This window comes from Pseudomonas sp. X4 (assembly GCF_040784925.1).
In the GTDB taxonomy this organism is placed as follows: domain Bacteria; phylum Pseudomonadota; class Gammaproteobacteria; order Pseudomonadales; family Pseudomonadaceae; genus Aquipseudomonas; species Aquipseudomonas putida_Z.
In genome coordinates this window covers 3,149,456-3,175,555 of sequence record NZ_CP160798.1, presented here as the reverse complement: position 1 = coordinate 3,175,555, position 26,100 = coordinate 3,149,456, and the positions used below count along the sequence as shown (strand labels likewise).

The 26,100-nt window shown below is 62.1% G+C and carries 11 protein-coding genes and 1 pseudogene; 3 read left to right on the top strand and 9 right to left on the bottom strand.

The window, feature by feature from the left end:
• Positions 1-4: 4 nt before the first annotated feature.
• The 9 genes and pseudogenes from ABX298_RS14095 to ABX298_RS14055 all read right to left on the bottom strand — a co-directional run bounded on the left by ABX298_RS14095 (position 5) and on the right by ABX298_RS14055 (position 19,138).
• The gene (locus ABX298_RS14095) at positions 5-379 is read right to left on the bottom strand and encodes a barstar family protein (protein ID WP_286101006.1); all 375 of its coding nucleotides are present in this window, start codon (positions 377-379) and stop codon (positions 5-7) included.
• Positions 380-393: 14 nt separating this feature from the next.
• The gene (locus ABX298_RS14090) at positions 394-504 is read right to left on the bottom strand and encodes a ribonuclease domain-containing protein (protein ID WP_075043693.1); all 111 of its coding nucleotides are present in this window, start codon (positions 502-504) and stop codon (positions 394-396) included.
• 685 nt (positions 505-1,189) lie between these two features.
• Positions 1,190-1,438: a hypothetical protein gene (locus tag ABX298_RS14085; RefSeq protein ID WP_367393243.1), complete on the bottom strand. Its 249-nt coding sequence runs from the start codon at positions 1,436-1,438 to the stop codon at positions 1,190-1,192.
• Positions 1,439-1,517: 79 nt separating this feature from the next.
• Positions 1,518-1,724: a DNA/RNA non-specific endonuclease gene (locus tag ABX298_RS14080; protein WP_367393242.1), complete on the bottom strand. Its 207-nt coding sequence runs from the start codon at positions 1,722-1,724 to the stop codon at positions 1,518-1,520.
• A gap of 40 nt (positions 1,725-1,764) precedes the next feature.
• Positions 1,765-2,607: pseudogene (locus tag ABX298_RS14075) on the bottom strand (IS5 family transposase).
• A gap of 459 nt (positions 2,608-3,066) precedes the next feature.
• Positions 3,067-3,618 carry a hypothetical protein gene (locus ABX298_RS14070; protein ID WP_075043689.1) on the bottom strand — a complete coding sequence of 184 codons (552 nt, stop codon included), beginning with the start codon at positions 3,616-3,618 and terminating at the stop codon, positions 3,067-3,069.
• Positions 3,615-16,766, bottom strand: a complete 13,152-nt coding sequence (locus tag ABX298_RS14065) for a hemagglutinin repeat-containing protein (RefSeq protein WP_367393241.1) — start codon at positions 16,764-16,766, stop codon at positions 3,615-3,617. Before ABX298_RS14065 ends, ABX298_RS14070 begins: the two co-directional genes overlap by 4 nt.
• Positions 16,767-16,789: 23 nt before the next feature.
• The gene (locus ABX298_RS14060; protein WP_367394479.1) at positions 16,790-18,490 is read right to left on the bottom strand and encodes a ShlB/FhaC/HecB family hemolysin secretion/activation protein; all 1,701 of its coding nucleotides are present in this window, start codon (positions 18,488-18,490) and stop codon (positions 16,790-16,792) included.
• A gap of 240 nt (positions 18,491-18,730) precedes the next feature.
• The gene (locus ABX298_RS14055; protein ID WP_025337622.1) at positions 18,731-19,138 is read right to left on the bottom strand and encodes a hypothetical protein; all 408 of its coding nucleotides are present in this window, start codon (positions 19,136-19,138) and stop codon (positions 18,731-18,733) included.
• Positions 19,139-19,386: 248 nt separating this feature from the next.
• Here ABX298_RS14055 and ABX298_RS14050 point away from each other — a divergent pair, with 248 nt between their 5' ends.
• From ABX298_RS14050 to ABX298_RS14040, 3 genes are all read left to right on the top strand, one after another.
• Complete coding sequence (locus tag ABX298_RS14050; RefSeq protein ID WP_367393240.1) at positions 19,387-23,217, top strand: EAL domain-containing protein; 3,831 nt, start codon at positions 19,387-19,389, stop codon at positions 23,215-23,217.
• Positions 23,218-23,501: 284 nt separating this feature from the next.
• Positions 23,502-24,755 (top strand): serine hydroxymethyltransferase, encoded by a 1,254-nt coding sequence (gene glyA / locus ABX298_RS14045; protein ID WP_025337620.1) that lies wholly within the window; start codon positions 23,502-23,504, stop codon positions 24,753-24,755.
• Positions 24,756-25,033: 278 nt separating this feature from the next.
• The gene (locus tag ABX298_RS14040; protein ID WP_367393239.1) at positions 25,034-25,987 is read left to right on the top strand and encodes an arsenic resistance protein; all 954 of its coding nucleotides are present in this window, start codon (positions 25,034-25,036) and stop codon (positions 25,985-25,987) included.
• Positions 25,988-26,100 lie beyond the last annotated feature (113 nt).

The following is a 26,100-nucleotide window of genomic DNA, read 5'->3' as shown; positions in this document are numbered from 1 at the left end:
TGAATTAGCTCATTAAAAGTGCCTCCACTGCACTTCGGTCAGTCGACCGGAAGAAAACCTCCAATTGACGCGCCTCATCTCGCCCCCAGTCAAGAGCCGCGTCGCGCAACACCTCCAGATAAACCTTCAGGTCATCTACTGGCACGCTTGGAATAACTTCATGCACAAGAACCACCTTGCTGCATGGAATCCATTCAAGATCTCTCAAACAGTCGTAGAGTGCATCCCAATTGAATCCAAAATACCCTGGAAGCCATAGCTGGTAATATAGCGCGCTTAACAGTTCTTCCGAGAGAGAAATTTTCGGATCAATACGGACATAAAAAACTTCCGCAGCGTCGAATGAGGGCGTGAGATCGGAGTACTTGAATGGCAGCATTTCCACTCCTTGTTTTATTTATTGATTGGGATAAATGTCTTGTAATGATCTGCAGAGTAGTATATCTCATCACCCTTCCCAACAACTATCCGCTGAGGCCCTGACCCTGAAACACCTCTATACAACCAAGCACATCTTTCTTATATGTCGAATACCCTTCGTGGCGCTGCACAAAAAATGAACGTGATTTAACTTTCCCGAACGAAACCCAAGGTCCAAGCCGGACTTAATAAACTTATAACATTTTCTTCCCTTCTGGATCATTATAACCACCCGGGGTCTCTGAAATGGCTGGCGGCTCTCCGACCTCCCGACACAAGTCAGGCACTATTGAACCACCTTCATTTTGACCAAGAGTTCAAATAAAACTCGACCAAGTATTCATTACTTAATAAATCCTGCCTTGCGATTTCTTTCCACTATTTTTTGAACAGTTTCATCCACAAGCTTTGAATCATAACCTCGACTGCTCAAATTTGTTTGTAGTGCATCTGTGTCACGACAGACTGCACCTTACAGATCCGCTGCGTCTTGTTGAATCTGAGCAGGTGTATTTTTTCCGCCATAGATAGGACCTGCAATATGTACATCTCGCGGTACCTCCACAGCAGTAGAGTTTTGGTAGAGAGTCTTGGTTTCCAGCTCGGTAAGGGGACGGCCCAACTCTGCTTCCTTTGCTGTGCGCAACGCAGCAAAGGAAGGGCTATGGTCGTGCTCTAGGCCATCTCCAACAACTTCTCTTGCCTTAAGATTTTCCAAAAGCACACCACATTCAGCCTAAGCCTCTACATCTAAACTTGCCGCTTAAGCTCAAGGATAAATAAAGTCGATGCAAATTTTAAATTTAATCAAGTCTAAGCCCACCTCACAGCCACTCCACGCTGGCAGCCCTCCTGTCAGTTTATTCTCAACATACCAACGACGCAACTCCATTAAAAGATCTAAAATATCTGTATTGACTCGCCCGCCTGCCGTAAACCAGGCAACGTTACCTTGTTCATCAATGTAGTCATACTCATACTCACAGCTATCTAGCTCCTGGGATAGTTGTGCACGCATAATAATTTTACAGGCTCCATCGGGAGCAATCTCAAACAGAATGCCCCAATGTCATTATAGATATCATCATCACTACGCATCAATTTACACCCGGTGAGTTTTTAAATAAAATTTCTTTTGGACGAGCAATACCTATTAAATACTGCACGTTAAAGCTTTCTGGCCGAACAGTATTGCCAAAATAAATAGTCTCAATCTTTACGTTAACTTGCTTTCCCTCCTTGAATGCGGACGCCCATGTATTTCCCATAGATTTCCAAGTACCTTTATTCAAGTTCCCATTCATGGGAAGGAGGTTCAACCTCTCCCCAGGTCCGTTGAATATACTAGGCTCCGTACGAAAAGAGATGTCGCAAACACCGCATGGAACAAGCCAGTGAGACCATGGCGGCATAGCTTTTCGCGAGCTTGTCGAAGCGTGTGACGATGCGGCGATTCTCTTTCAGCCAGCCAAAAATGCGCTCAATGATGTTGCGCTGTCAGTATTTGGGCCGATCAAACAGTCTGGGTAAGCCAGGCTTGGGTTTGCGCTTCATTGAGCGCATCGGGAGGACGGGTTGCATACGGTACTGGTCGCAGTAACGGCGCGTAGCCCTTGTCGGCGAGCAACCATTTGCGGCGCTTGCGCGGGCGGCCACGTTGGTTCGATGGAATGCTGACTTCGTCCAGCAGTGGTTGTGCGTAGCTGATGTCACTGGCTTGACCGCCAGAGAGGAGGAAGCGCAACGGTGTCCCGTTGGCGTCGCAGAGCAAGTGGATCTTAGTTGTCGGGCCACCGCGACTGGGGCCTAGAGCGTGATCGGCAGGTTCGTCAGGCCCCCTTTTTTCCGAGCGCCAGATGGGGCTCGGGTTGCACGTACTGCGGTTGAGACGATCATCCAGCTTTGCAGATCAATCAAGCCTTGCTCGTTCAATCTCAGGTGTAAGCGCTTGAGCATCTGATCGAACGTCCCTTGGTTTCGCCAGCCGCGAAACCGTTGATACACCGTTGACCATGGGCCGAAGCGCTCCGGCATGTCTCGCCACGCAGCGCCCGAGCAGAGCACCCAGAGCACGCCATCGAGCATCAGGCGGTCGCTTAGACGCGGTCGCCCCCGACCATGAGTTTCGATGAAGAGATCAGAGACCACATCCCAGGCCTCGTCCGAGAGTTCGTAACGCTTTGCCATCACAGAATTCCTTTCCGTAGATGGCCGGGAACCCTGCAGAATTTCAGCTTCCGAAGGGCGGCAATTGGGTTTCTCGGGATTTCGTACAGAGCCTAGAAGACAGAAGTCGGATAACTAATTGATACATAAGAAAATACTCATCTCGCAAGAGGTGCGTGTGTATTGAGATTTTGATCCTATTAAGTAGCGAAAAATCATGCTCAAAAAGGGCGTATTGAGCAGATAGACCGTAGGTCGTCAGAGGTGGGTGCTAAAGGGGTGCAACTTGAGTGCAGATAGGATGCAGAAAGAGTGCAATCAGGGTGCAAAAGCAACTGAAAATACTGGCGCTAGAGTGCGCCGAATATCCACCAAAGCAAACAAAACGCGTAGCGAAGGATGGGACGGTTTTGAACGTAAAGCGAAATACAACACCGGCCCAAGGCCGGTGTCAAAGGTGTGTAGCGCTCAAGAAAAAATCTATTTTGCAAGTTTGGCTTTCAAGACTGCCCGATCAATCATGCCATCAGTAATGTAGGGTACAAAACCAAGCCTGTCTCCCATCTCAAAGCTCTTCTTGTAACCGTCCAATCGTTCAACGTCACCAGCTATTGCCAATGCAGCCAAGTGCCGAAGGGGCATCGCGCCTTTACTGTCAGTCGGCAGACTTCTATAAACCATCAGGCCGGACTCAATATTTTGAGAGCGTGCCCAAGACATGGCTTTCTCAGACATCCTGAGAACATCATCACTAGAAAATTCAGGCAACTTCTCTGGAGGCTCATTACTGACTATTACCGGCGAATATCCGCTCCCCTCTCCCCGCACAAACGCAACAGTTTCCGAGAATTCTTTGGTCGAAACCGATGGCATAAGTGACACCCGAAAATGATCCGAGCGCTTCTTCACAGACGGGATTACTTGAAGTTTAACCCCATCAACATCTGTCACGCAAAAATAATCCCCGACTTCATCCTTGCTACAAACCCAGCCCAGCTCCGTCAAAACTGAAGCCACATCTTTTTCCTTCATAACTTAGCACCAGGAAAATTCATTATCTCAATAGGGATACCGTTAGGATAACCTTGATCCTTTAGTGGTACGCCTGGCGTGAGGCCAAAACTTTCGGCAACTTTCCCCCTTGGAATTGAAGCCCCATCTTTTATTTGAGGGAAAATTTCTGACTGACGAATACTCAAGTCCGCGCCCCCTGTCTTAACCTCAATAATTCTCAAGGTCCCATCAGGTGCTTCGGCCACGATATCTGGCCTACAACGACCAGTTCCGCAGGAGCTACCGAATGATATTTCCTTTTCGCTGACTCTGAACCCTTGAGACGAAAGTTGATCCTTTATGTCATCCACCATATTCAAGTGATGATCATAGTGATCTTTGATGGTGACTTTCGGATCTGTTGCAGTACCTTTTGCACCGCTGGTAGCTTTGCCTAGTATCACCACCGCCGCTAATTTTACTACATCATCCCGCGTAGCACCTTTATCGACAAGGCTTATGATCCCTGGCACATCCACCGGCGCCAAGGTCGAGCCGAGCAAGCCGTCCTGACGTGCCCGTTCATTGATTGCCTCTTCAGCTAACCCTTGCCGTCTCCATTCCGCAATCAGCTCACTCGCTCTGATCGCGTTCACATACGGATTCGCAACAACGCCCATTGGCGACCAATCGCTGCCCGACAGCGCGTAGACATCAAGGAAGCTCGCGTCCGCGTCGCTCTTCTGCGCGTCCACTACCCCCCTCATCATCGCAAGGGCGTAATCCGTTACCAGAAGGTCATATTCCGCTTTGCTCAGCCTGCCGCTCTGGTACAGCTCAACCAGCTTTTCCCCAGCCTGCTTCTCCTGCTGCCGGTACTCATCACGAATACCAACCTCGCAGCCGCCATTTCCACCACAGGCTTTATACCGCTCGTGCAACTCATCAATACTGCCAATACCGGCGGCCTTGAGCTTCTCATACAACGCACGGCTGGCGGCATCCAGCCGTTCAACGCCGTATTTGTTCGCCAGCAGGTTGTTTTCAACCGCGTTACGGCCCGCACCGGCACCTGCGACAGCCCCAGCACTATTACCTTCCACCAGACCACCCGAAAGCCCGGCCGCTAGCGTCGACAGCGCCGAAACGGTCTGTTTCTGCTCTTCACTGAGCGAGTTGCTATCGCTGGTGCCATACAACTGCTGAGTGATCAGGCGGGCAACCAGTTCGCCGCCGGCCGCACCCGCTGCCCCGGCTGCCGCCGAGTTGCCCTGCGCTTGGGCGACAACGGCACCCAACACTGCGTGGGCCATGACGTTGAGTGCAGCATTGTCACCAGTAGATTTCTTGATCACCTGCGCGAGGTACGGTGCCGATGCGCCTGCCAACGCAGAACCGATATCACCACCCGCCAACCCTTGCAGTGCCGCTGTCACGGCCTGGGTCACGCGCTGGTAATCACCACTGGTGCCGTACTTACCCATGATTCGCTGGTAAGCCTCGGTGGCGACCAGTTGTTCCTGGTAAGCCTTCACCGCCTCCTTGCTTGCCCCTTCACCCGGCGCCACGATGCCGTGTGCTTCAAGTTCCGCACGCGCCTCCTGGTCAGCCTTCAGTTGCCCCTGGGTGCGGACGATGTCCGATACCTGTGTGCCGATTTCGCCAATAAGCTGCACCTGCTGCAGGCGCCGCTGTTCCTTCTCCTTGTCGAAGATCGGGCTGATGCTGTCGTTGGCATGCTCGACGTCGTGACTGAGGCTGGTCACATCCTGCTGCTGCCGGCCCGGGTCTCGGATTTCCAGCGCGCCTTCGGAAATGGCCGAAGATGTGGTGCCGCTGGCGCTGCCGCTGTGGTTATAGGCGATCAACGTGCCGCTTGGCATGTTGCTGGTGAAGGTGTCAGCACCACCGTTGCCACCGCTGATGCTGGCGCTGGCCAACTGGCTCTTGAACTCGGCCTTGTTGGCGATATCGCTCCAGCCCAGGGTGCCGGTGCTCAGGCGGTTCTTGTCGGCGTCGGCAGTACTGGCAATGACGCTGCCGTCAAGCTGGGTGTGCTTGCCCACATCGACCTGATAACCGCCCTTGCCGGCGAACAGACCGGTCTGCTCCTGCACGCTCTGGTAGTTGGAGTCGAGCTTGGTCTTGCTGACGCTGAGACTGCCGCTTGCCCCGCCCGCGCCGATGATGGTGACGCTCAACCCACCGCTGACATTGGCCTGTTTGGACTTGTAGTTGTCGGTGTCCTGCAGGCTTTGCAGCGTCAGGTCGCGCCCTACGTCGGCGGTGATTTTCGCGGCGTTGACCTGGGCCCCTTTGAGCGCCGTGTCCCGCCCGCTGAGCAGGGTCGCCTCATTGCCGGCGTCCAGTGTGGTTTCGGTCCAGGTCGTGCCGTTGCCTTTCTCGTTGCCGGCACCCTTGTTGGCATTGGCGAAGATGCTGAGACCGGCACCTTCGGAACCTACACCAATGCTGGCGCCGATGGCGCCGCCACTGCTGCTGTTCTTGCCATCGAGCTTTTGCGTATTGGCAGCAGCCTCAAGCTGGATGTCGCGTTCGGCGGACAACAGCAGGTCATTGCCGGCCTTGAGTTGACTGCCTTGTACCCGGATATCCCCGCCGCTGCCGGCCCCGTTGCCGGTGGCCACAATGCTCAGGTCGTTGCCACTGGTCAGGCTGCTGCCCTGGCTGACGGTCTGTTCCTGGGTCTGCCGCGAGCTCGACTTCTGCCCGCCCAGCGATAAGGCGATACCTACGAACTGGCCAGCATTATCCGCCGTCATGCCACCGCTCTGCTGGGCAGCCTGCCAGGCCTGAACACCGGTCAGCCCGGCCTTGATACCTTGGAGTGCAGAAAGCCGGCTGTCCTCTTCCCGGGTCGCTTGCTTGGTAGTCTGGTAAGCGGTGTCGATGGCACTGCCAACCGTACCGGACAGCGCCAGGGTCAAGCCGCTGCTCTTGCTCTTGGACGTCTGCTCGCTGGTGTTGTGGTTTTCGGCCGCAACGATCTCGACGTTCTGCCCAACCAGGGTGATGTCCTTGCCGGCGACAACCTCCGACCCCTTGATACCCAGGTCCTTGCCCGCCTCGATGGTGACATTGCCCAGCACGCTGCCAATGGTGCTGGCCCTGGCGTTCTCACTGGTGCTGGTCGAGGTTTTTTCCAGGCTGGTCGAGCCCAACGTGAAGCCGATGCCTCCACTGCTGAGCAGGCCCGATTTCTTCTTCGAGCTCGAGTGGCTTTGCTCGAACGTTTCGGTCGCGCTATCGATCTGCACGTTACGGCCCGCCAGCAGGCTGGTGTCGTTGGTGGACACGATGCTGCTGCCCGACACGCCGATATCCTGCCCGGCGCGAACGACCACCGTGTCACCACTGACCGACGAGCCCTGCTGAGTGATGGCCTTCGAACTGTCGATCCGGGTCTTCTGGCTGCTGGATAGCCCGGAGTGGCTGGTCTTGGTCTTGCGGTAGTAGCTGTAGTCGCTGTTCTCCTCAGCGACCAGTTGTACATCGCCACCGGCGTAAAGGTAGGCCTCATCACCCGCCGTCACGCGGCTGGCGCTCAGTGCCAGGTCGTCGCCAGCCTTCAATGCCACATTGCCGCCAGCCACCACGGTGCTGCCCACCTGCTGGACATGGTCCTCCTGGCTGGTGACTTTCCGGGTCTTGCTCGCCGAGTGCTGCTCGTTGGCGGCCGCTGCCAGCTGCAGATCGCCCGTCGCCGCCATGGCCACATCCCGCTTGGCCTCGATCACACTGGCCACCGCGCTGATATCGCGCCCGGCGCTGACGCTCAGGTCACGCCCGGCCTGCACGCTCGAGCCGTTCTGGGTCACGCTGCTGTCGGTGTGGCGCACGCCGCGGTCGTTGACCACCACCTGCTCGACCGAGGTCAGCTTCACATCGCGGCCGGCCTTCAGGCTGGTGTCGGCAGCGCTGCTGAGCACGCCGCCGTTGTTGCTCAGGTCACGCCCGGCGTTGATCGCCAGGTTGTTCGCGGCTTCCACCCGGGCGGCGTTATCGACGAAGTCGCGCTGCTGGGCGTAGCTGCCGTTGCTGCTCTGGTGCGAAGTCAAAGTGCGTTCGTTGATCACGTCACGCACGGCGGCGAGACTGACGTCGCGCCCGGCGATGATGCCGCCGGCCTTGTTCACCAGATCGTTGCCAGCCAGCAGGTCGAGGCGGTTGCCAGCCTCGACCAGGCCGCTGTTCACCATGTTGTTGCCGGCCTTGGCCGACAGGTTGTTGCTGGCGCGCAGGGTCCCGACGTTGTCGAGGTTCTGGCCGGCGATCAGGTTGACGTCGTTGCCGGCGATCAGAGCGCCGTTGGGGGCCAGACGGTTGTTGCCGTGCGCCAGATAGAGCACTGGCACCAGCACCTGCTCGCCATTCACCTCGGCGGTTTCCAGCCAGACGATGTCATGGGTCAGCGCCGCCACCTGTTCGGAGGTGAGGCTCACGCCCACTGCCAGGTTGAGCTGTTGCTTGCTCTGGATGGCATTGTCCATCAGGTACTTGAACAGCTGTTCGTCACTGTTCTGGCCATCGATAAAGCGTTGCCCGGTGCGGGCGACCACGGCCTGCTGGATCAGCTTCTGCTCGTAGAAGCCATCGCCCAGGCGCTTGGCACTTTCATCCGGGTCGTAGCCAAGGTTCGCCAGCAGGTAGTCGGAGCTCATGAACTGCTTGAGGTCGGTGAGCACCGGGTTGGTTTCGATCAGATACTTGTGCGGGTTACTGCGCACGCTGCTGTCGGGCAGGCCTTGCACGCGCTCGATGGTGAGCGGGCCTTGGCCGTTGAGCGTGGAGGCCTGGCTGATGCGGTCGTCCACCGCCGAACGGCCGGGCAGCGCGGGGCTACCGGTGTTGCCGGGCAGGCTGGTGTCGACGGCGCTGGCACTACCGGCGACGTTCGCCTGGGTGCGATCGGCCATATTCAGCGTGGTGCTGCTGCCTGCCGCTTGGTCGGCACCGCGGATGCTGACCGTGCGCCCCTGGGCCAGCGGCAAGGGTTGCTGGCGCTGCGCGACGCTCAGGCTGGCGCCGCCCATGCTCCAGCTTTGCGGGCCGCTGGCGGTCGTGCTGCCGGCCTCGCTGCTCAGGCGGAACAAGCCGTTCTGCCCAGTGGGCAGGCTGAAGCCGGGCAGCGCCAGCGGGTTGACCTGTTGTTGGGCGAGGTCCGGCGGCAGCTGCTGGTTGAGTGTGATGCGGGTGGAGAACGCCGTACCGGGTGCGGTGGTATCGGTACGCGCGCCGCTACCGATGTAGGCGTAACCCGGGCGCACGACGCTGTTGTCGATGCCGTTGCCGGCGGTGATGTTCACCGCGCCATTGGCCTGCATGATGGCGGCATAGCTCTGGTCGCCAGCCGCTAGTTTGCGGGTGCTGCCAAGGCTCACCAGCTCCGCTTCGGTCATGCCGATGAACCTGGCCAGGTCAGCTTGCAAGCCACCCAGGTTGGCAGGGTCGTAACCAGCGCTCTCGTACCAGTACTTGCTGGTGATCGAGCTGGCCAGCTGGTACCAGGCCCCGGCGTTGCGGGTACGTTCGGAACGGAAGATGCGGGTGGTTTCGGTCTCGCCGGTTTCCACACCGCTGTTGGTCAGGTTGTCGACGCTGGCCACCAGGTTACCGGCAGCGGCGATGGTGCTGCTGCTGTTGAGCAGGTCGCCGCCCCGGATGGTCAGGTTGCCGCCGGTGGTGATGCTGGAGGCGGCACTGGCGTCGGTCACCTCGAACTTGTCACGCTGGACGATCTCCCAGACGTGGTTGCGCTTGCCGCCGCAGTCGCCGGCGTTGTAGCCCTCGATGCAGGCCACCTCGCCAACGCGGGCGGTGTAGAGGCCCTTGTTGTCGGTCTGCAGCACCGCCCGCACATTCTGAATGGTGCTCGCTGCCAGGCTCATCGACAGGTCGCTCTGCAGCGAGCCGGAACGGTTCACGATGCTGTTGGCCAAGCCGCCCTGGCCATCCCGGTCGATGGTCAGGGCGCCCAGGCTGTAGACGTCGGCATAGCTGTTGGTCAGGCTGGCGACCCGCAGGCCCATATCCCTGCCGCTGAAAATCAGGCCCTGGTCGCTGTTGACCAGGGCGCCGGTGGTCACGCTCAGCGCTTCGCCGGCACCCAGCGTGCCCTGGTTGTTGACGCCGCCTGCCACGAGGGTGAAGCCGGTAGCAGACGTCAGGCGGCCGGCATTGTTCAACTGCCCGACTACCGAGAGGCTGGTGGTGCCACCGCTGGCGATGCTGCCGGTGTTGCTCAGGTTGACCTGTGCGGCGCTCAGGCCAAGGTCGCCACGGCTGCTCAGGCGGCCGTTGCCGGCGTAGGTGCCAGCCAGATCAAGGCTGAGGCTGCCGTCACTGGCGATCAGGCCGTCGTTGCTCCAGTCGCTGCCGCTGCCGACCAGCGCTTCGCTGGCCAGCAACTGGCCGTTGGCGGTCTGGCTGAAGGTGCCGACATTGAGCGTCAGGCGCCCGGCCTGGATAACGTTGCTGTTGCTCCAGCTGCCAGCGTTGAGGGTGAGGCCGCCCCGGGTGACGATACTGCCGCCGGCGCCTGTGACATTGGCAGTGCTGATGTCGAAGTTGCCGCTGCCCACGTGCAGCAGGCTGCCGCCAGCGTTGAGGAAACTGCCGACGCCGAGGCTGAGGTCGCTGTTGGCGGTTTCCAGCGTGCCGTTGCGGTTGTCGAACGGGCCGCCGATCTGCAGGCGGGTGGCGCCGCTTGTGCCCAAGGCACGCAACTGGCCGGTCTGGTTGTCGAGGCTGGCCGCCTTGATGGCCAGGGTACTGTCGCTTTCAATGATGCCCAGGCGGTTGTTCAGCGCACCGCTGAGGCCCAGGACGATGCGTTGGCCGGCGATCTGGCCATCGTTGTCGCCGCTGTTGTCGAAGTTGCCACCTGTGACCTTGACCAGCCCTTGGGCATAAAGGCCGCCATTGCGGTTGTCGAAATCGGCGGTGCTGACCAAGGCATCGCCAGCTTGTGCAGCAATTCGCCCGCCATAGTTGTCGATGCCACCCAGTACCTTGAGGTCCAGGGCATGGGCCTGGGTGACGCCACCCTGGCGGTTGTTGTTCAGGTCATAACCGTTGTTCAGCACACCGCGCAGGTCGGCGACCAACTTGCCTTGCAGGCTGGAAAGCACGCCGCCACGGTTGTCCAGGTTGCCGGCCGTGACGTCGAGGTTGCCAGCGTCGGCCAGGATACGGCCACTCTGGTTGTCGACATCACCGGTCACCAGTTGCAAGGCGCCCTGGCTCTGCAAAGTGCCCTTGGTGTTGCCAAAGCTGGCGGCACGCACATCGGCGCCGCCGTTCTGGCTGTAGATCAGGCCGTCGGCGCTGTTGAGCAGCTGGCCGTCAACGGCCAGGGTCAGTTGCTGGCTGGCCGCCACGGTACCGCGATTGCGGTTGTCCAGGCTGCTGGCGAACAGGCTCAGCAGGCCCTGACTGGCGATCTGGCCACCCTGGTTGTCGATTTGCGTGGCATTGTCGATGCGCAGGGGGCCGGCGCTGGCAAGCTTGCCGTTGTTGTTGGCAAGGGCGCCGAGCAGCTTGAGGGTGACGGCCGCATTGCCAATCAGGCTGCCGGCGCTGTTGTCCAGGCTACCGGCATTCACATCGAGTGCCTGACGGGCGCTGATGCTGCCGGCGCCGTTGCCCAGGGCCATGGCGTTGAGGGCCAGCGCCGCGCCGCTGTCGATCAGGCCACCCTGGCCGTTGTTCAGCAGCCCGCTGATGGTCAGGCGCTGCGCGCCGCCACTGGACAGGATGCCGGCACCACTGTTATCGAGGTTCGCCGCTGCCACGTTCAGGGTTTGCTGGCTGACCAGCGCGCCACCAGCGCTGTTCTGCAGGTCGCCGCTGACTGCGGCGTCCAACGCGCCATCGCGGCTGGACAGGGTGCCCTGGTTGCGGTTGTCGAGGCTGCCCAGATTCACGCCCAGGCCCCGCCAGCCCGAGACCAGTCCGCCCTGGTTCAGCAGGCGCTGGGCGGTGACATTCAGCTGGCCACTGCTGATCAGCTTGCCAGCGCTGTTGTCCAGGGCACGGCCGGCCAGGGCAAGGTCCTGCCGCGAGGAAATTTCACCGCCGCGGTTGCTCAGGTCGCGCAGGCGGTCGAGGGCCAGCGGGCCATCGGTGGTGATCAGGCCACCATCGTTGTTCAGGTCGCCGGTGGCACTGCCGAAGTCGATGCGGATGGCGTTGCCCAACAGCGAGCCTGCTTGGTTGTCGACGGCGCGGGCTGCAATGTCCAGCAGGCCAGCGGCGTTGATCAGGCCTTGCTGGCTGTTGTTCAGGCTGTCGGCCAACTGCAGGTCGAGGCCACCACGGCTGGTCAGCGTGCCACCGGTATTGTCCAGGCTTGCAGCACGGGTATGCAGGGTTTCGGCAGCGACCAGGCCTTTGATGTTGTGCAAGGCCTGGTCGATACGCAGGGTCAGCGCCTGATTGCTCAGCACCTTGCCGCTGCTGTTGTCCAGGCTGCGAGCAGCCAGGGTGAAGGCCTGGGCCGAGGAGATCTCGCCGCCCTGGTTGTTTACCCCATCGAGGTTCTTCAGCACCAACATCGGGGCGTTGATCAGCCCGTGGCGGTTATCCAGCTGGCCATGGTTGAGCTCCAGGGTCAATGCGCTGTTGCTGAACAGCTGTCCACCTTGCTGGTCAAGGCCGCTGGCGTTGACCAACAGGGCGCCGTCGCTGGCAATTCGGCCGCCATCGCGGTTGCTCAGCTGGCCGGTGATCAGGCCCAGGCTGGCGCCGCTTTCGATCCGGCCTTTGCGGCTGTTGTCGAGACTGCCGGCGTCGATGCTGGCCGGTCCCTTGGCGCTGATGGTTCCCTGGTCGGTGTTGGTGACCTGGCCCGCGCTCAGTTGCAGCGCTGCATCGGTGACCAATTCCCCGCCCTGGTTGAGGACGTTGCCGGTGTGCTTGAGTGTCATCGCCCCCGCGCTGGAAACACTGCCGCCGCGGTTGTCGAGTGCGTTGCTCGCCAGGCCCAAGCTACCTTCGGCACTGATCAGGCCCTGACGGTTGTCGAGTGTGCCTTGTAGCGTGGCATCGATGGCGTGCTGGCTGAGCAGCAGGCCGCCGACGTTGTCCAGGCTGTTACCGGTCAAGCCCAGGCCGGCCTTGCCCGAGAGCATGCCTTTGCTACGGTTGATCACCTCGGCGACGGCGACTTGCAGCTTGCCGTCGGCCAGCACCTTGCCGCCGTCACTGTTGTCCAGGCGGGTACCGCCGAGGATGACGTCCGCCTTGCTCGACAGCTCCCCGGCGCGGTTGTCTACCGCCGCCACCTGCAAGTCCAGGCCCTGGCTCGAACCGATCAGGCCACCCTGGCGGTTGTCGAGCTGGTCACCGGACAGTTTCAGGTACCCAGAGGCAACCAGCACACCGGCCTGGTTATCGAGGGTACCAATTCGCGCTTGCAACTCGCCCGCAGCGGAAACCTGCCCCTGCTGGTTCAGCAGGCTGCCGGCCTGCATGTGCAGGCGATCATCTGCGATCAGCGTACCGCCCTGATTACGCAGCTCGCCGTCGACGGCCAGGCCCAGGCCGGCGCGGCTGCTGATCAGGCCCAGGCTGTTGTCCAGGCTGGCGCTGCGCAGGTTCAGGCCATTGGCCGCTACCAGGCCCTTGAGATTGCTCAGTGCCTGGTCGATGCGCAGGGTCAGGCCTTGCTGGCCGATCAGCCGGCCGTTGCTGTTGTCCAGGCTGCGTGCTGCCAGGGTGAAAGCTTGGGCACTGGAGATTTCGCCTTGCTGGTTATCCACCTTGGCAAGGTTGTTCAGCACCAGCAGTGGCGCGTTGATCAGCCCCTGCCGGTTGCTCAGCTGGCCGTGGTTAAGGTCGAGGGTCAGCGCAGTTTTGCTGAACAGTTGGCCACCGTCCTGAGCGAGGCCGGTGACGCTGGCGATCAGCGCCTTTTCACTGGCGATGCGGCTGCCCTGGCCGTTATTGAGCTGGCCGGCCTGGAGGTCGAGGCGGTCGCCGCTGACCAGCTGCGCGCCCTCGCCGTTGTCGAAAGTACCGGTGACGACCTTGGCCGCGCCCTTGCTGCTGAGCAAGCCGGCCTGGCCGTTGTCGAGGCTTTGGCTGGTCAGCGCCAGACCGGCGTCGGTAGTGATCGAGCCGTTGCGGTTGAGCAGCGTGCCGGCGCTGGTCAGCGAAAGGCCGGCAGCGCTGGAGAGCTTGCCGCTGCTGTTGTCCAGCTTGCCGACGGTAACGCCCAGGCGCCCTTCGGCACTGATCAGTCCCTGCTGGTTGGTTAACCCGCCAACCAGGCCAACGTCCAGGTCGCCACCACTGACCAGACGCCCTTGGCCGTTGTCCAGCTGCTGGCCGCTTAGGGTCAGCGGCCCGGTGGCCGACAGCAGGCCCAGGTTGCGGTTGAGCACCTCGGTCATCTGCAGTTGCAGGGCGCTGCCGGCCAGGACCTTGCCGCTGTCGCTGTTGTCCAGGCGGGTGCCTTGCATGGCCAACGCCTTGGTGGTGGAGATTTCCCCGCCCCGGTTGTCGATTTCGGCAACATTCAGCCGTAACGCGCTGGTGCCACCGATCAAGCCTTTGGCGCGGTTGTCCAGGTGGCTGCCGGCCAGCAACAGGTCGCCCTGGGCAACCAGCTCGCCACCTTGGTTGATCATTTGCCCGAACTGGGCCACCAGTGTGCGCTGGCTGGAAATACGACCGCCGCTATTGTCCAGGCTGCCGGCTTGCAGGCGCACCGGCCCGGCGGCGCTTAGCAGGCCACCACGGTTGTCCAGCTGCAAACCCTTGTAGCTGAGTGCGGCCAGGCTGTTCAGCAGCCCTTGCTGGCGGTTGTCCAGTTGCTCGACATTCAGGCTCGCCTGCTGGCCGGCGCGCAGTTTGCCGGCACGGTTGTCGAGTTTGGCCGCGCGCAGGTCGATGTTGCCTTTGGCGCTGATCTCGCCTTGCTGGTTGTCCAGCAAGCGGGTGACCTCGGCGCTCAGGCCCGCGTCGCTGACCAGGTTGCCGGCCTCGCGGTTGTCCAGGCTGGCGGCCTGCAGGTGGACGCCCCCGGCCGATCCGAGCAGGCCTCGGCGATTGTCCAGGGCGTCGCCCAGCGCTACCTGCAAGGCCGCATCGCCGGTGACCTGGCCACCGCGGTTGTCGAGGCTGCCACCTTTGAGGGTGGTAGTACCGACGCTGGAAATCTCGCCTGACTGGTTGTTGCTGTTACCGGTCACTTGCAGCGCCAGGTCGGCACGGCTGGTCAGGGTACCCGCATGGTTATCCAGGCTGGCGGCACGCACATTGATGCCGTTAGCGGAAACCAGCCCGCCGTCGTTGTTCAGTGCCTGGTCCAGATGCAGGCTCAGGTTCTGGTTACCGAGCAGTTTGCCAAGGCTGTTGTCGAGACTGCGCGCCACCAGCGCAAACGCCTGGGCGCTGGAGATTTCGCCCTTGTGGTTATCCACCGTGTCGAGGTTGTTCAGGGTCAGGCGTGGCGCATTGATCAGGCCGCCCTGATTGTTCAGGTGGCCTTTGTTCAGGTTCAGGCTCAGCTCGCTGACGCTGGTCAGGCTGCCGCCGTTGTGCTGATCGAGGCCCGTGACACTGGCGCTTAGTGCCTGGTTGCTGGCAATGCGCCCGCTGTCGCTATTGTTTACCTGGCCAGCGTTGAGGTTCAGGGTCTGCAGACTGGTCAGCTGGCCACCACGGTTATCCACCGCGCCGCTGGCTGTCAGAGCCAGGTGCTGGCCCGCGCGCACGCTACCGGCGGCGTTGTCCAGCTGGCCAACCTTGGCGTTCACGCTGGCGCCGTCGATCAGCCCGCCTTGGGCATTGTTCAGGCGTGAGGCTGTGAGGTCCGCCTGGCCGCTGCTGAGCAGCCTGCCGGCGTTGCGATTGTCGAGGGTATCGGCGCTTGCGCTGAGGCGAGACCGGGCGCCGAGCGTACCGCCCTGGTTGTTCAGGCTTTGCTGCGCCGTGACGCTCAGATCGCGGCTGGCCACCACGGTGTTGCCATGGTTATCGATGTGCCTGGCGTTCAGGCGTGCGTCGCCGGTGGTGTTGCGGCTGTTGTCGGCGTTGACGCCCGCTTCGATGATGCCTTGGTTGCTCAACCGCCCAGCGCTGTCCAGGCTGATGCGTTGCCCGGCAGCGAGCGACTGGCGATTGTTCAGGTCGCCCTGGGTGCGCACTTTCAGTTCGTTGCCGGCATATACCCCGCCCTGGGTATCGAGCTGGCTGGCCGTGATCGCCACCGAGCCCTTGGCTGCGGTGGCCTCGGCCATGCGCAGCTGGCCGTTGGCATCGAGTTGGATATCGCCGCCGCTGGCAATCAGCTTGCCGTCGAGCTTCACCCCCACGCCGGCTTCGGTACCTACCAGCTTGATGGTGTTGGCGTACATGCCGCCCAGTGCCGAGGAATCGATGGCCAACTGCGGCGCCTGGGCCGAGTCGGCGGCACGTGCGGTGGCGGCCAGGCTCTGCGCATCGACGTCGTTGCTGCCGGCGACCACCGCCAGCTGGCGGGCCTGGATCTGGGCGTTGATTCTGGCGCTGCGGGTGATGATCTCGAACTGGTCGATGTTGCTGGCATTGAGCCCGGCGCCTTCGATGGCGACACTGCCTTGCTCCACCTGATAGCGCTGCAGTTGCCCATTTTCGACTACCGGCTTGCCGGTCGTCAGCGTGGCCCTGGGCGTATTGATGAAACCGCAGCCGTTGCAGGTTACGCCATAGGGGTTGGCGACAATGACATGCGCCGACTGCCCGGCCACCTCGGTGTAACCCTTGAGCTGGCTCGGGTTGCCACCATTGACCTCGTTGAGGATGGTGCTGGCCGCACGGCCGCCCAGGTTGCTGTTGCCGAGAACGATGCCGCCCAGCTGGGTGGCCTGGGTGCGGCCGGTGGCGTTGTTGAGGATTACGCCTTGCTGGCCGACGTTGTAGTCACTGAACTTGTTGTGCGACAGCCCGGCGCCGCTGGGCGCAGCGATATTGACGATGGGCACGCCGTTGCCTGCCTGGCCGAGGCTGGTGCCACTGCCGTTAACCACGATGCCGTCGGCCATGGCCACCAGCGGCTGCCAGAACATCATGTTGGCCAGCATGAAAGCCAGCCCACGCTTGGACAGGCCCCAGAAGGTGCGGCGTGTTTGCAGGGCAGCCGAAGGCTGACGGGCCAGGAAGGCGAATTGACGAACGTCCATGTCGGTACTCGGGAAAAGCGCTGTTAAAGGAAGATGTCCAGGCGGAAGTAAACCGGCGCCTCGCGTGCTTCGATTGCGGCGGGCCGCTCGAGGGAGTGGGCAAAGGTCACGCTGGCGGACAGGTGCTTGCCGCGAGCGAACAGCTCGACCGCATCGCTGGACAGCCGGCCACTTTGCCCGCTGTTGTAGCGATCATGGCGAATCGCGCCGACGTCGTAGGCCAGCCCCAGGCCGTACTCGGCCAGCACGGGTTGCAGCCAGTCCCAGGCCACCGGCCGGCTCCAGCGCACATCGTTGCGCCAGTAATAGCCACTGTCTCCGTTCAGGCTCTGGTCCTTGTAGCCACGGATCGAGGACTGGCTGCCCAGGCTCATGCGTTGCGAGCTGAACAGCAGGTCTTCACTGCGCTGGCCAGTGACCAGGCTGCTGAACACCAGCGACTCACCCCACAGCTTGAACGGCTGCAGGTAGCTGACCGTAGCGGTGTACTTGCGGTACCGAGCGTTGGGCAGGCGCTTGCCGGTGCTGCTGCGCTGGTCTTCGCCCTGAGCATCGAAGGCACCGATGCCGTTCTGCATGCCCAGGTCGACGTTGACGAACGCATTGCCGACCCGCCGCCCGTGGTTGATGCCGAACTGCGCTTCACTCAAGCGGTTGCTGCTGGTGTCCAGCTTGCTGTCTTCGATGAAGTTGTTGGTGCGCAAGTAGCTCAGGCCGGTGTTGAGCGAAGTCTTGCTCATTGCATCGCGGTGTATCACCCGTTCCAGCCGCAGCTGGTGGTTCTGGCTGTCACCGTCCTGCTTGAAATTGAAGCCTGAAGCCTCGCCCAGCGAACGGTACTCGCTCTGGCTGTAGCTGTAGCTGAGGTTCCACCAGCCCAATGGCAGGTTGTAGTAGAGCATGGCGCTGCGCGAGGTCTTCTGGTGGTCGCTGATGGCATCGTGGCTGCCACGCAAAACCAGTTGGTCGGCCAGGCCAAGCGGGCTGTCCCATTCCAGGCTGCTGCCCCATTGCTGCTCGCCGGTGCTGCGCTGGCCATCGTTGCTGCGCGACAGGCCCACGCGCCATGGCTTTTGTGGGGCGTTGCGCACCACCACTTCGCTGCCGCCCACCGCCTTGCCCGGGGTCAGTTCCATTTGTGCCTGGTTCGATGGCAGGCGGTTGAGCTGATCGACCATCTGTTCGATCTGGCGCAGGTTCAGCAGCTCGCCGGTGCCACCCGGAAAGCTCATGGCCAGCTCACGAGGGGAAAGCTTGCTGCCTTCTGCCGGCTTCAGGCCTTCGAGACGGCCCTCCACCACGATGACCTTCAGGCGGCCGTTGGACAGGTCCTGCTGGGGCAGGTAGGCACGGCTGGTGACCAGGCCTTTCTGAATATAAAGATCGGTAACGCTCTTGAGCAGCGCGTTCAGCTGCGTGACGCCCAGGCACTGGCCAAGATAGGGTTTGAGCAGGCGCTCGCGTTCCGACGTGGAGAGCGCATCAGCACCCTCCAGCACGATATCGCTGATCGGAAAACAGCGAGTGTCACCGGGCTTGACCGGCGCGACCGGCTCGGCGCCCCGGCCAGGTAGCTCCTGCAACTGTTCCAGACGCCGCTGCTGCTCTTCAAGCAGGCGGTTCTGACGGTCACGAATCAGCTCCTGGTCGCCGGGTGTCCCCATCGGCGCAGCGGAGGCAACATTTGCCAAAGTGGCAAGAAACGCGCATGCAAGCCAGCCCATGCCGCGCTGACCCAGGGAGGGGAAAAACATGTTCGATCCTTCGAAATAGAGCGGTAGAGCGAAAAGCCGACGAGTTTATTCGGGCATTCCCATGGCATCAATAAGCCATCGACGCACGGTAGGGTAAGCAAGGATTGAAGGTGGAGGCAGGATCGATTGAATGATTGGGAAACTCATGACCTGTGCCGGCCTCTTCGCGGCTGAAGCCCCACACAGGGACCGCACAGGTCTTGAGATGGCTCAGACGTGACGCTGCCTGGCCTTGCCGCGCGGCAACCGGCAGCGCTCGCCCTGCTCGGCCAGGCGCGCGGCCCAGGCCGATTTCACGCTGAAGCCACCGTTACGGGCAGGCTGCTGTTCGGCCACCTGGGCCGGTTTGGCCGCCGCAGGCGCAGTACCGACGACCTTGGCGGCGGGCTTGCTGGCCGCAGCCACAGCCACCACCGGCTCAGCTGCCGCTTTGGCGGTCTTGCGCAGTTCAGCCAGCGATGGGCTCTTGCTCTTGGCGACAGCTGCCGCCTCGGGTTTGCTCAGCGAACGCTGGCAAGACTTGCAGGATACGTCCTCGGTCACGGCAGTGCTGACAAGGGTCTGACTGCTGCGCCCGCAGGCGGAATCGAGGCCATTGGAGGAAAAGTGAGTAACCAAAACCGAACATCTCCGATGCGTTGTCATTTGAAGCGGGCGCTATTCTCGCACAGGTTGCAGGGGCTTGCCGAACCACCGGGCAGGCACCACCGGTCACATTGGCTGGCACTTTGCCATAATCCTAGGCATGCTAGCTCGTTTCGGGTGTCCGGCCTTATAGTGCGCCACCGCGGTCTGGCAACCAGACACCGGCACACACCGTGCATGATCCATCCCTGCCATCGCCAGCCCAATCGCAGGATCAACGCTTGACCAATCTTACTCATCCGTCGTCATTGCGTTCCGCGCCACAAGCGCCCGTCGCCTCGCTGCGCGGGTCGATCAAGGGTGCGCTGGCGCTGCTGGCCCTGATCCTGCTGGGCCTGCTGCTGTGGCAGCTGTTCGCCCAGTTCAACCATACCCAGGCCGACCTGCGCAAACAGAGCCTGGACGCCACCGCCGAACTGGCCGACCACCTGAGCCTGAACATGGCGTTCAAGGCCCAGCAGGCCGTGAATGTGGTGCAGCCTTACGTCAAGGCGCCGACGCCCTCGGCCCTGCCCAGCCTGCTGGGTACCCTGCGCGAGCGCCTGCCGGCCCTGCAGAGCATGGCCTGGCTGGACGCTACCGGGCAGGTGCAGGCCGACAGCCTTGCCGGCAGCCCCGACCGCCATTTGCTTGACGAACTGCTCAGGCTGAACCAGGGCAGCCCGTACTTCTTCACCAATTCGGCCGACAACCGCACCCTCTATCTGCTGCTACGCCAGGCCACCGAACAGGGCCGCGGCTACTGGCTGCTGCGCCTTTCGCCGGACTATTACCGCACCCTAACCCTCCATCTGGATGGTGCCAGCCACCCGCTGTGGCTGCTGGAAAACAGCCGCAACGGCGAGGTACTGCAAAGCCATGCGCCAGCCGACACCAGCAACGAGCCGCTGCAAAGCGTGATGCTGGCCTTCATCGATAACAGTACCTGGCAGTTGCGCGGCCTGTTCGACGCCAAGCTGGCCCAGCAGAAGCTGCTGCCGGCGTTGCTCGGCAAATGCCTGCTGGTGCTGTTCTGCGCCCTGCTGCCGGTGCTGGCCCTGATCAACATGCGCCGCCGCCAACGGGCGCTGCAGGAAGACCGCCGGCGCTACCAGGAAATCTTCGAAGGCACCGGCGTGGCCTTGTGCGTGCTCGACCTGTCCAGCCTGCCCGGCCAACTCGACCGCTACCACCTGCGCAACCGCGCCGCGCTCAAGCACAGCCTGGCCCTGGACCCCAACCTGCGCCGCTCGCTGCTGCTGGAGCTGAAGATCACCGAGATCAACCAGGTGGCTCGCCAGTTGTTGAATATCGACAGCCACGAAGGTGCCTGGCAGCGCCTGATCGACGGCACGGGCGATGGCCGCGACAGCATCGGCATGCAGCTGATCGACGCGCTGATCGAGCAGCGCCAGCTGCTGGAGCTGGAAGTGCGCCTGCCGGCGCCGCTGGGAGGCGAGCTGCACCTGTGGCTGATGGCCCGCCTGCCGCAGCAGCGCCGCGATTACCAGGCGGTTATCCTCAGCATCAGCGACATCACCAGCCGCAAGCAGGTGGAGCTGTCGCTGCTGGAGCGCGAAAGCTTCTGGTCGGATGTGGTGCGCACCGTGCCCGACCAGCTGTACGTGCAGGACGTGCTCAGCCAGCGGATGATTTTCAGCAACCGCCACCTCGGCCAGACGCTGGGCTACGACCGTACCGAGCTGGCGCAGATGGGCGACCGCTTCTGGGAGCTGCTGCTGCACCCCGAGGACGCCGCGCACTACCAGGCGCTGCGCCAGCAACAACGCGACAGCGGCCATGACCAGCCGCTGCACTGCCAGCTGCGCTTCCGCCACCGTGATGGCGGCTGGCGCTGCTACGACATCCGCGAACAAGTGCTGACCCGCGACGCCGATGGCCTGGTGACGCGCATCATCGGCGTGGGCAAGGACGTGACGGTGCAGATCGAGGCCAGCCAATCGCTGCGCGACAGCGAACAGCGCTACCGCATGCTCGCCGAAAGCATCAGCGACGTGATCTTCTCCACCGACAGGCTGCTCCAGCTCAACTACGTAAGCCCCTCGGTGCAGGCCGTGCTGGGCTACCAGGCCGACTGGATCTTCGCCAACGGCTGGCAGTCGATCGTCGCCAACCCGTCCCAGCTCACCGGTATCTACAGCCTGATGGAGCGCGTCAGCAAGGCCATGGGCGACCCGGCCCAGCTGGCCCAGCTACGCAGCCAGCTGCCCACCCAACTGTTCCTGTTCGACTGCCTGCGCGCCGATGGCCGCAAGATCCCCATCGAACTGCGCCTGGTGCTGGTGTGGGACGATGAAGAACGCTTCGAAGGCGTGCTCGGGGTGGGCCGCGACATCAGCCAGCAACGCCGCGCCGAAAAAGACCTGCGCATGGCCGCGACGGTATTCGAGCATTCCACCTCGGCCATCCTCATCACCGACCCGGCCGGCTATATCGTCCAGGCCAACGAAGCGTTCAGCCGCGTCAGTGGCTACGCCGTCAGCGAGGTGCTCGACCAGTTGCCGGGCATGCTTACCGTCGATGAGCAGCAGGAAGGCCACCTGCGCTACGTGGTCAAGCAGCTTTACCAGCGCGGCAGCTGGGAGGGCGAGGTGTGGCTCAAGCGCCGCGACGGCGACCACTACCCGGCCTGGGTCGGCATTACCGCGGTGCTGGACGACGAAGGCGACCTGGCCAGCTACGTGTGCTTCTTCACCGACATCAGCGAGCGCAAGGCCAGCGAACAGCGCATCCACCGCCTGGCCTACTACGACGCCCTCACCCACCTGCCCAACCGCACGTTGTTCCAGGACCGCCTGTACAACGCCCTGCAGCAGGCCGAGCGGCAAAAGGCCTGGGTGGTGCTGATGTTCCTCGACCTGGACCGCTTCAAGCCGATCAACGACTCCCTCGGCCACGCTGCCGGCGACCGCATGCTCAAGGACATGGCCCAGCGCCTGCTGGCGTGCGTGGACAACGACGACACCGTGGCGCGCATGGGCGGCGACGAGTTCACCCTGCTGCTGCAACCGCGCGCTACCCGCGAGATGGCACTCAACCGCGCCATCCACGTGGCCGAGAACATCCTCGGCAGCCTGGTGCGGCCGTTCGTGCTGGAAAACCGCGAGTTCTTCGTCACCGCCAGTATCGGCATCGCCCTCAGTCCGCAGGACGGCAGCGAGCTGAGCCAGCTGATGAAAAACGCCGACACCGCCATGTACCACGCCAAGGAGCGCGGCAAGAACAACTTCCAGTTCTACCAGGCGGAGATGAACGCCAGTGCCCTGGAACGCCTGGAGCTGGAGAGCGACCTGCGCCATGCCATGGAGCAGAACGAGTTCATCCTCTACTACCAGCCGCAGTTCAGCGGCGACGGCAAGCGCCTGACCGGCGCCGAAGCCCTGCTGCGCTGGCGCCACCCGACCCGCGGCCTGGTGCCGCCGGGCGATTTCATCCCGGTGATCGAAGAACTGGGCCTGGTGGTGGACGTGGGCGACTGGGTGCTGCGCGAGGCCAGCCGCCAGCTCAAGGCCTGGCACAAGGCCAAGGTGCGCGTGCCCAAGGTGTCGGTGAACATCTCGGCGCGGCAGTTCTCCGACGGCCAGCTGGGCACGCGCATCGCCACCATTCTGGAAGAAACCGGCCTGCCACCGGCGTGCCTGGAGCTGGAGCTGACCGAAAGCATCCTGATGCGCGAAGTGAACGAAGCCATGCAGATTCTCGCCAGCCTGAAAAACCTCGGCCTGAGCATCGCGGTGGACGACTTCGGCACCGGCTACTCGTCGCTGAACTACCTCAAGCAGTTCCCGATCGATGTGTTGAAGATCGACCGCACCTTTGTCGACGGCCTGCCCGAAGGCGAACAGGATGCGCAGATTGCCCGGGCGATCATCGCCATGGCCCACAGCCTCAACCTGGCGGTAATTGCCGAAGGGGTGGAAACCCACGAGCAGCTGGAGTTCCTGCGCGAGCATGGTTGCGACGAGGTGCAGGGCTACCTGTTCGGGCGGCCGATGCCGGCGAACCAGTTCGAGGCGCAGTTCGCCAACGAGAAGCTGTTCATGTTCCATTGAGCAGTTGCCTGCACTGGCCCTATCGCCGGCAAGCCAGCTCCCACCTCGACCGCACAGACCTCAAGCCCTGTGCAGTACCTGTGGGAGCTGGCTTGCCGGCGATGGGCCGCACAGCGCCCCAAAAAACGGACCTTTGAGTCAACTCCAGTTCCCGCCCAGCCCAGAAACGGCGCGGGATGCAACGTGAAGCCCATTGGTCCGCGACTTGATGCCACTTCATATGCCAGCCGCGGATCAATCGGTTAGAATGCCCCCCCAATTCACCCCGATCCTTGAGGACCGCCATGTTCAGCCGTGATTTGACCATTGCCAAGTACGACGCCGAGCTCTTCGAAGCCATGCAGCAAGAAGCTCTGCGCCAGGAAGAGCATATCGAGCTGATCGCTTCGGAAAACTACACCAGCCCGGCAGTCATGGAGGCCCAGGGCTCGGTCCTGACCAACAAGTACGCCGAAGGCTACCCGGGCAAGCGCTACTACGGTGGTTGCGAGTACGTCGACGTCGTCGAGCAGCTGGCCATCGACCGTGCCAAGGAACTGTTCGGCGCCGACTACGCCAACGTCCAGCCGCACGCCGGCTCCCAGGCCAACGCCGCCGTCTACCTGGCCCTGCTGTCGGCCGGTGACACCATCCTGGGCATGAGCCTGGCCCACGGTGGCCACCTGACCCACGGTGCTTCGGTAAGCTCCTCGGGCAAGCTGTACAACGCCATCCAGTACGGCATCGACGGCAACGGCCTGATCGACTACGACGAAGTCGAGCGCCTGGCTGTCGAGCACAAGCCGAAGATGATCGTTGCCGGCTTCTCGGCCTACTCGCAGGTTCTGGACTTCGCCCGCTTCCGCGCCATCGCCGACAAGGTCGGTGCCTACCTGTTCGTCGACATGGCCCACGTTGCCGGCCTGGTTGCCGCTGGCGTGTACCCGAACCCTGTTCCGTTCGCCGACGTGGTCACCACCACCACCCACAAGACCCTGCGCGGCCCGCGCGGCGGCCTGATCCTCGCTCGCAAGAACGAAGAGATCGAGAAGAAGCTGAACTCCGCCGTCTTCCCTGGCGCCCAGGGTGGCCCGCTGGAGCACGTCATCGCTGCCAAGGCCATCTGCTTCAAGGAAGCCCTGCAGCCTGAGTTCAAGGCTTACCAGCAGCAGGTCGTGAAGAACGCCCAGGCCATGGCCAGCGTGTTCATCGAGCGTGGTTTCGACGTGGTTTCCGGTGGCACCCAGAACCACCTGTTCCTGCTGTCGCTGATCAAGCAGGAAATCTCCGGCAAGGACGCTGACGCCGCCCTGGGCAAAGCCTTCATCACCGTCAACAAGAACTCGGTACCGAACGACCCACGTTCCCCGTTCGTCACCTCGGGCCTGCGTTTCGGCACCCCAGCCGTTACCACCCGTGGTTTCAAGGAAGCCGAGTGCCGCGAGCTGGCTGGCTGGATCTGCGACATCCTGGCTGACCTGAACAACGAAGCGGTGATCGACGCCGTGCGTGAGAAGGTCAAGGCCATCTGCAAGAAGCTGCCGGTTTACGGCAACTGATTGGCGATTGCCTGACAGGAAAAAGCCCGGCCTAGTGCCGGGCTTTTTCGTTTGACTCAGGCGGCATGACTTGAAGTCGATGCGGTCAATGTGGGAGCGGCCTTGTGTCGCGAAAGGGGCGCGCAGCGGCCCCACGATTGCAACTTCACCATCGAGATCGCCGGGACCGCTTTGCGGTCCTTTCGCGACACAAGGCCGCTCCCACAAAAAACCGCGCCCCCTACTGGCAGCAGGTATTACCCTGTGCCTCCTCCATACCACCGAGCACAGGCCATACCTTGACCAGAGAGCAACTCGAAACCCACCAGGTCCCGATCTACTTCATCGCCGTGCTCGCCGCCGTCGCCTGCGGCGTGCTGACCAGCGACACTGCGCGCCATCTGGAAGTCCTGGTCACCCCCGCCATCACCGTGCTGATGTACGCGATGTTCCTGCAGATCCCTTTCCTCGACCTGCGCCAAGGCCTGAGCAACCGCCGCTTCATCAGCGCCTTGCTGCTGGCCAACTTCATCTTCGTGCCGCTGCTGGTATGGGCCATCACCCGTGGGCTGGTCGAACACCCGGCGATCCTCATCGGCGCGCTGCTGGTGCTGCTGACACCGTGCATCGACTACGTGGTGGTGTTCACCCACATCGGCAAAGGCGACTCCCGCCTGACCCTGGCCGCCACCCCCGTGCTGCTGTTGGTGCAACTGGCACTGCTGCCGCTCTACCTGGCCCTGATGCTGGGCGACAGCAGCAAAGTGGCCATCTCCATCACCCCGTTCGTGGAAGCCTTCGTGCTGCTGATCGTGCTGCCTATGGCGCTCGCCGTGCTCACCAGCGTCGGCGCCCGTCGCTCGCGCACGGTCTCGACCTGGAACGACGCCTGGGCGTGGATGCCGGTACCCGCCATGGCCCTGGTGCTGGTGGTAGTGATCGCCTCGCAGATTGCCGTGGTACTGCGTGATTTCGACCGTTTGCTGCCGGTGATTCCGGTGTACATCGGCTTCATGCTGTTGGCGCCGGTGCTCGGGTTCGTTGCATCGCGCTTGCTGCGCTTGCCGGTGACCGAGGCACGCTCGGTCACCTTCAGCGCCGCCACGCGCAACTCGCTGGTGGTGTTGCCGTTGGCGCTGGCGCTGCCCGAAGAAATGCGCGGGCTGGCCGCCGCTGCGGTGATTACCCAGACGCTGGTGGAGCTGGTGTGTGAACTGGTTTACGTGCGGGCAGTGCCGCTGCTGGTGCGCTGAACCGCCAGCGCACGCCAGAGCAACAGTCTGTGCTGCCTGCGCTGGCCTCATCGCTGGCAAGCCAGCTCCCACAGGTGCAGCGCTGATCTCGAGGTTGTCGCTGTACCTGTGGG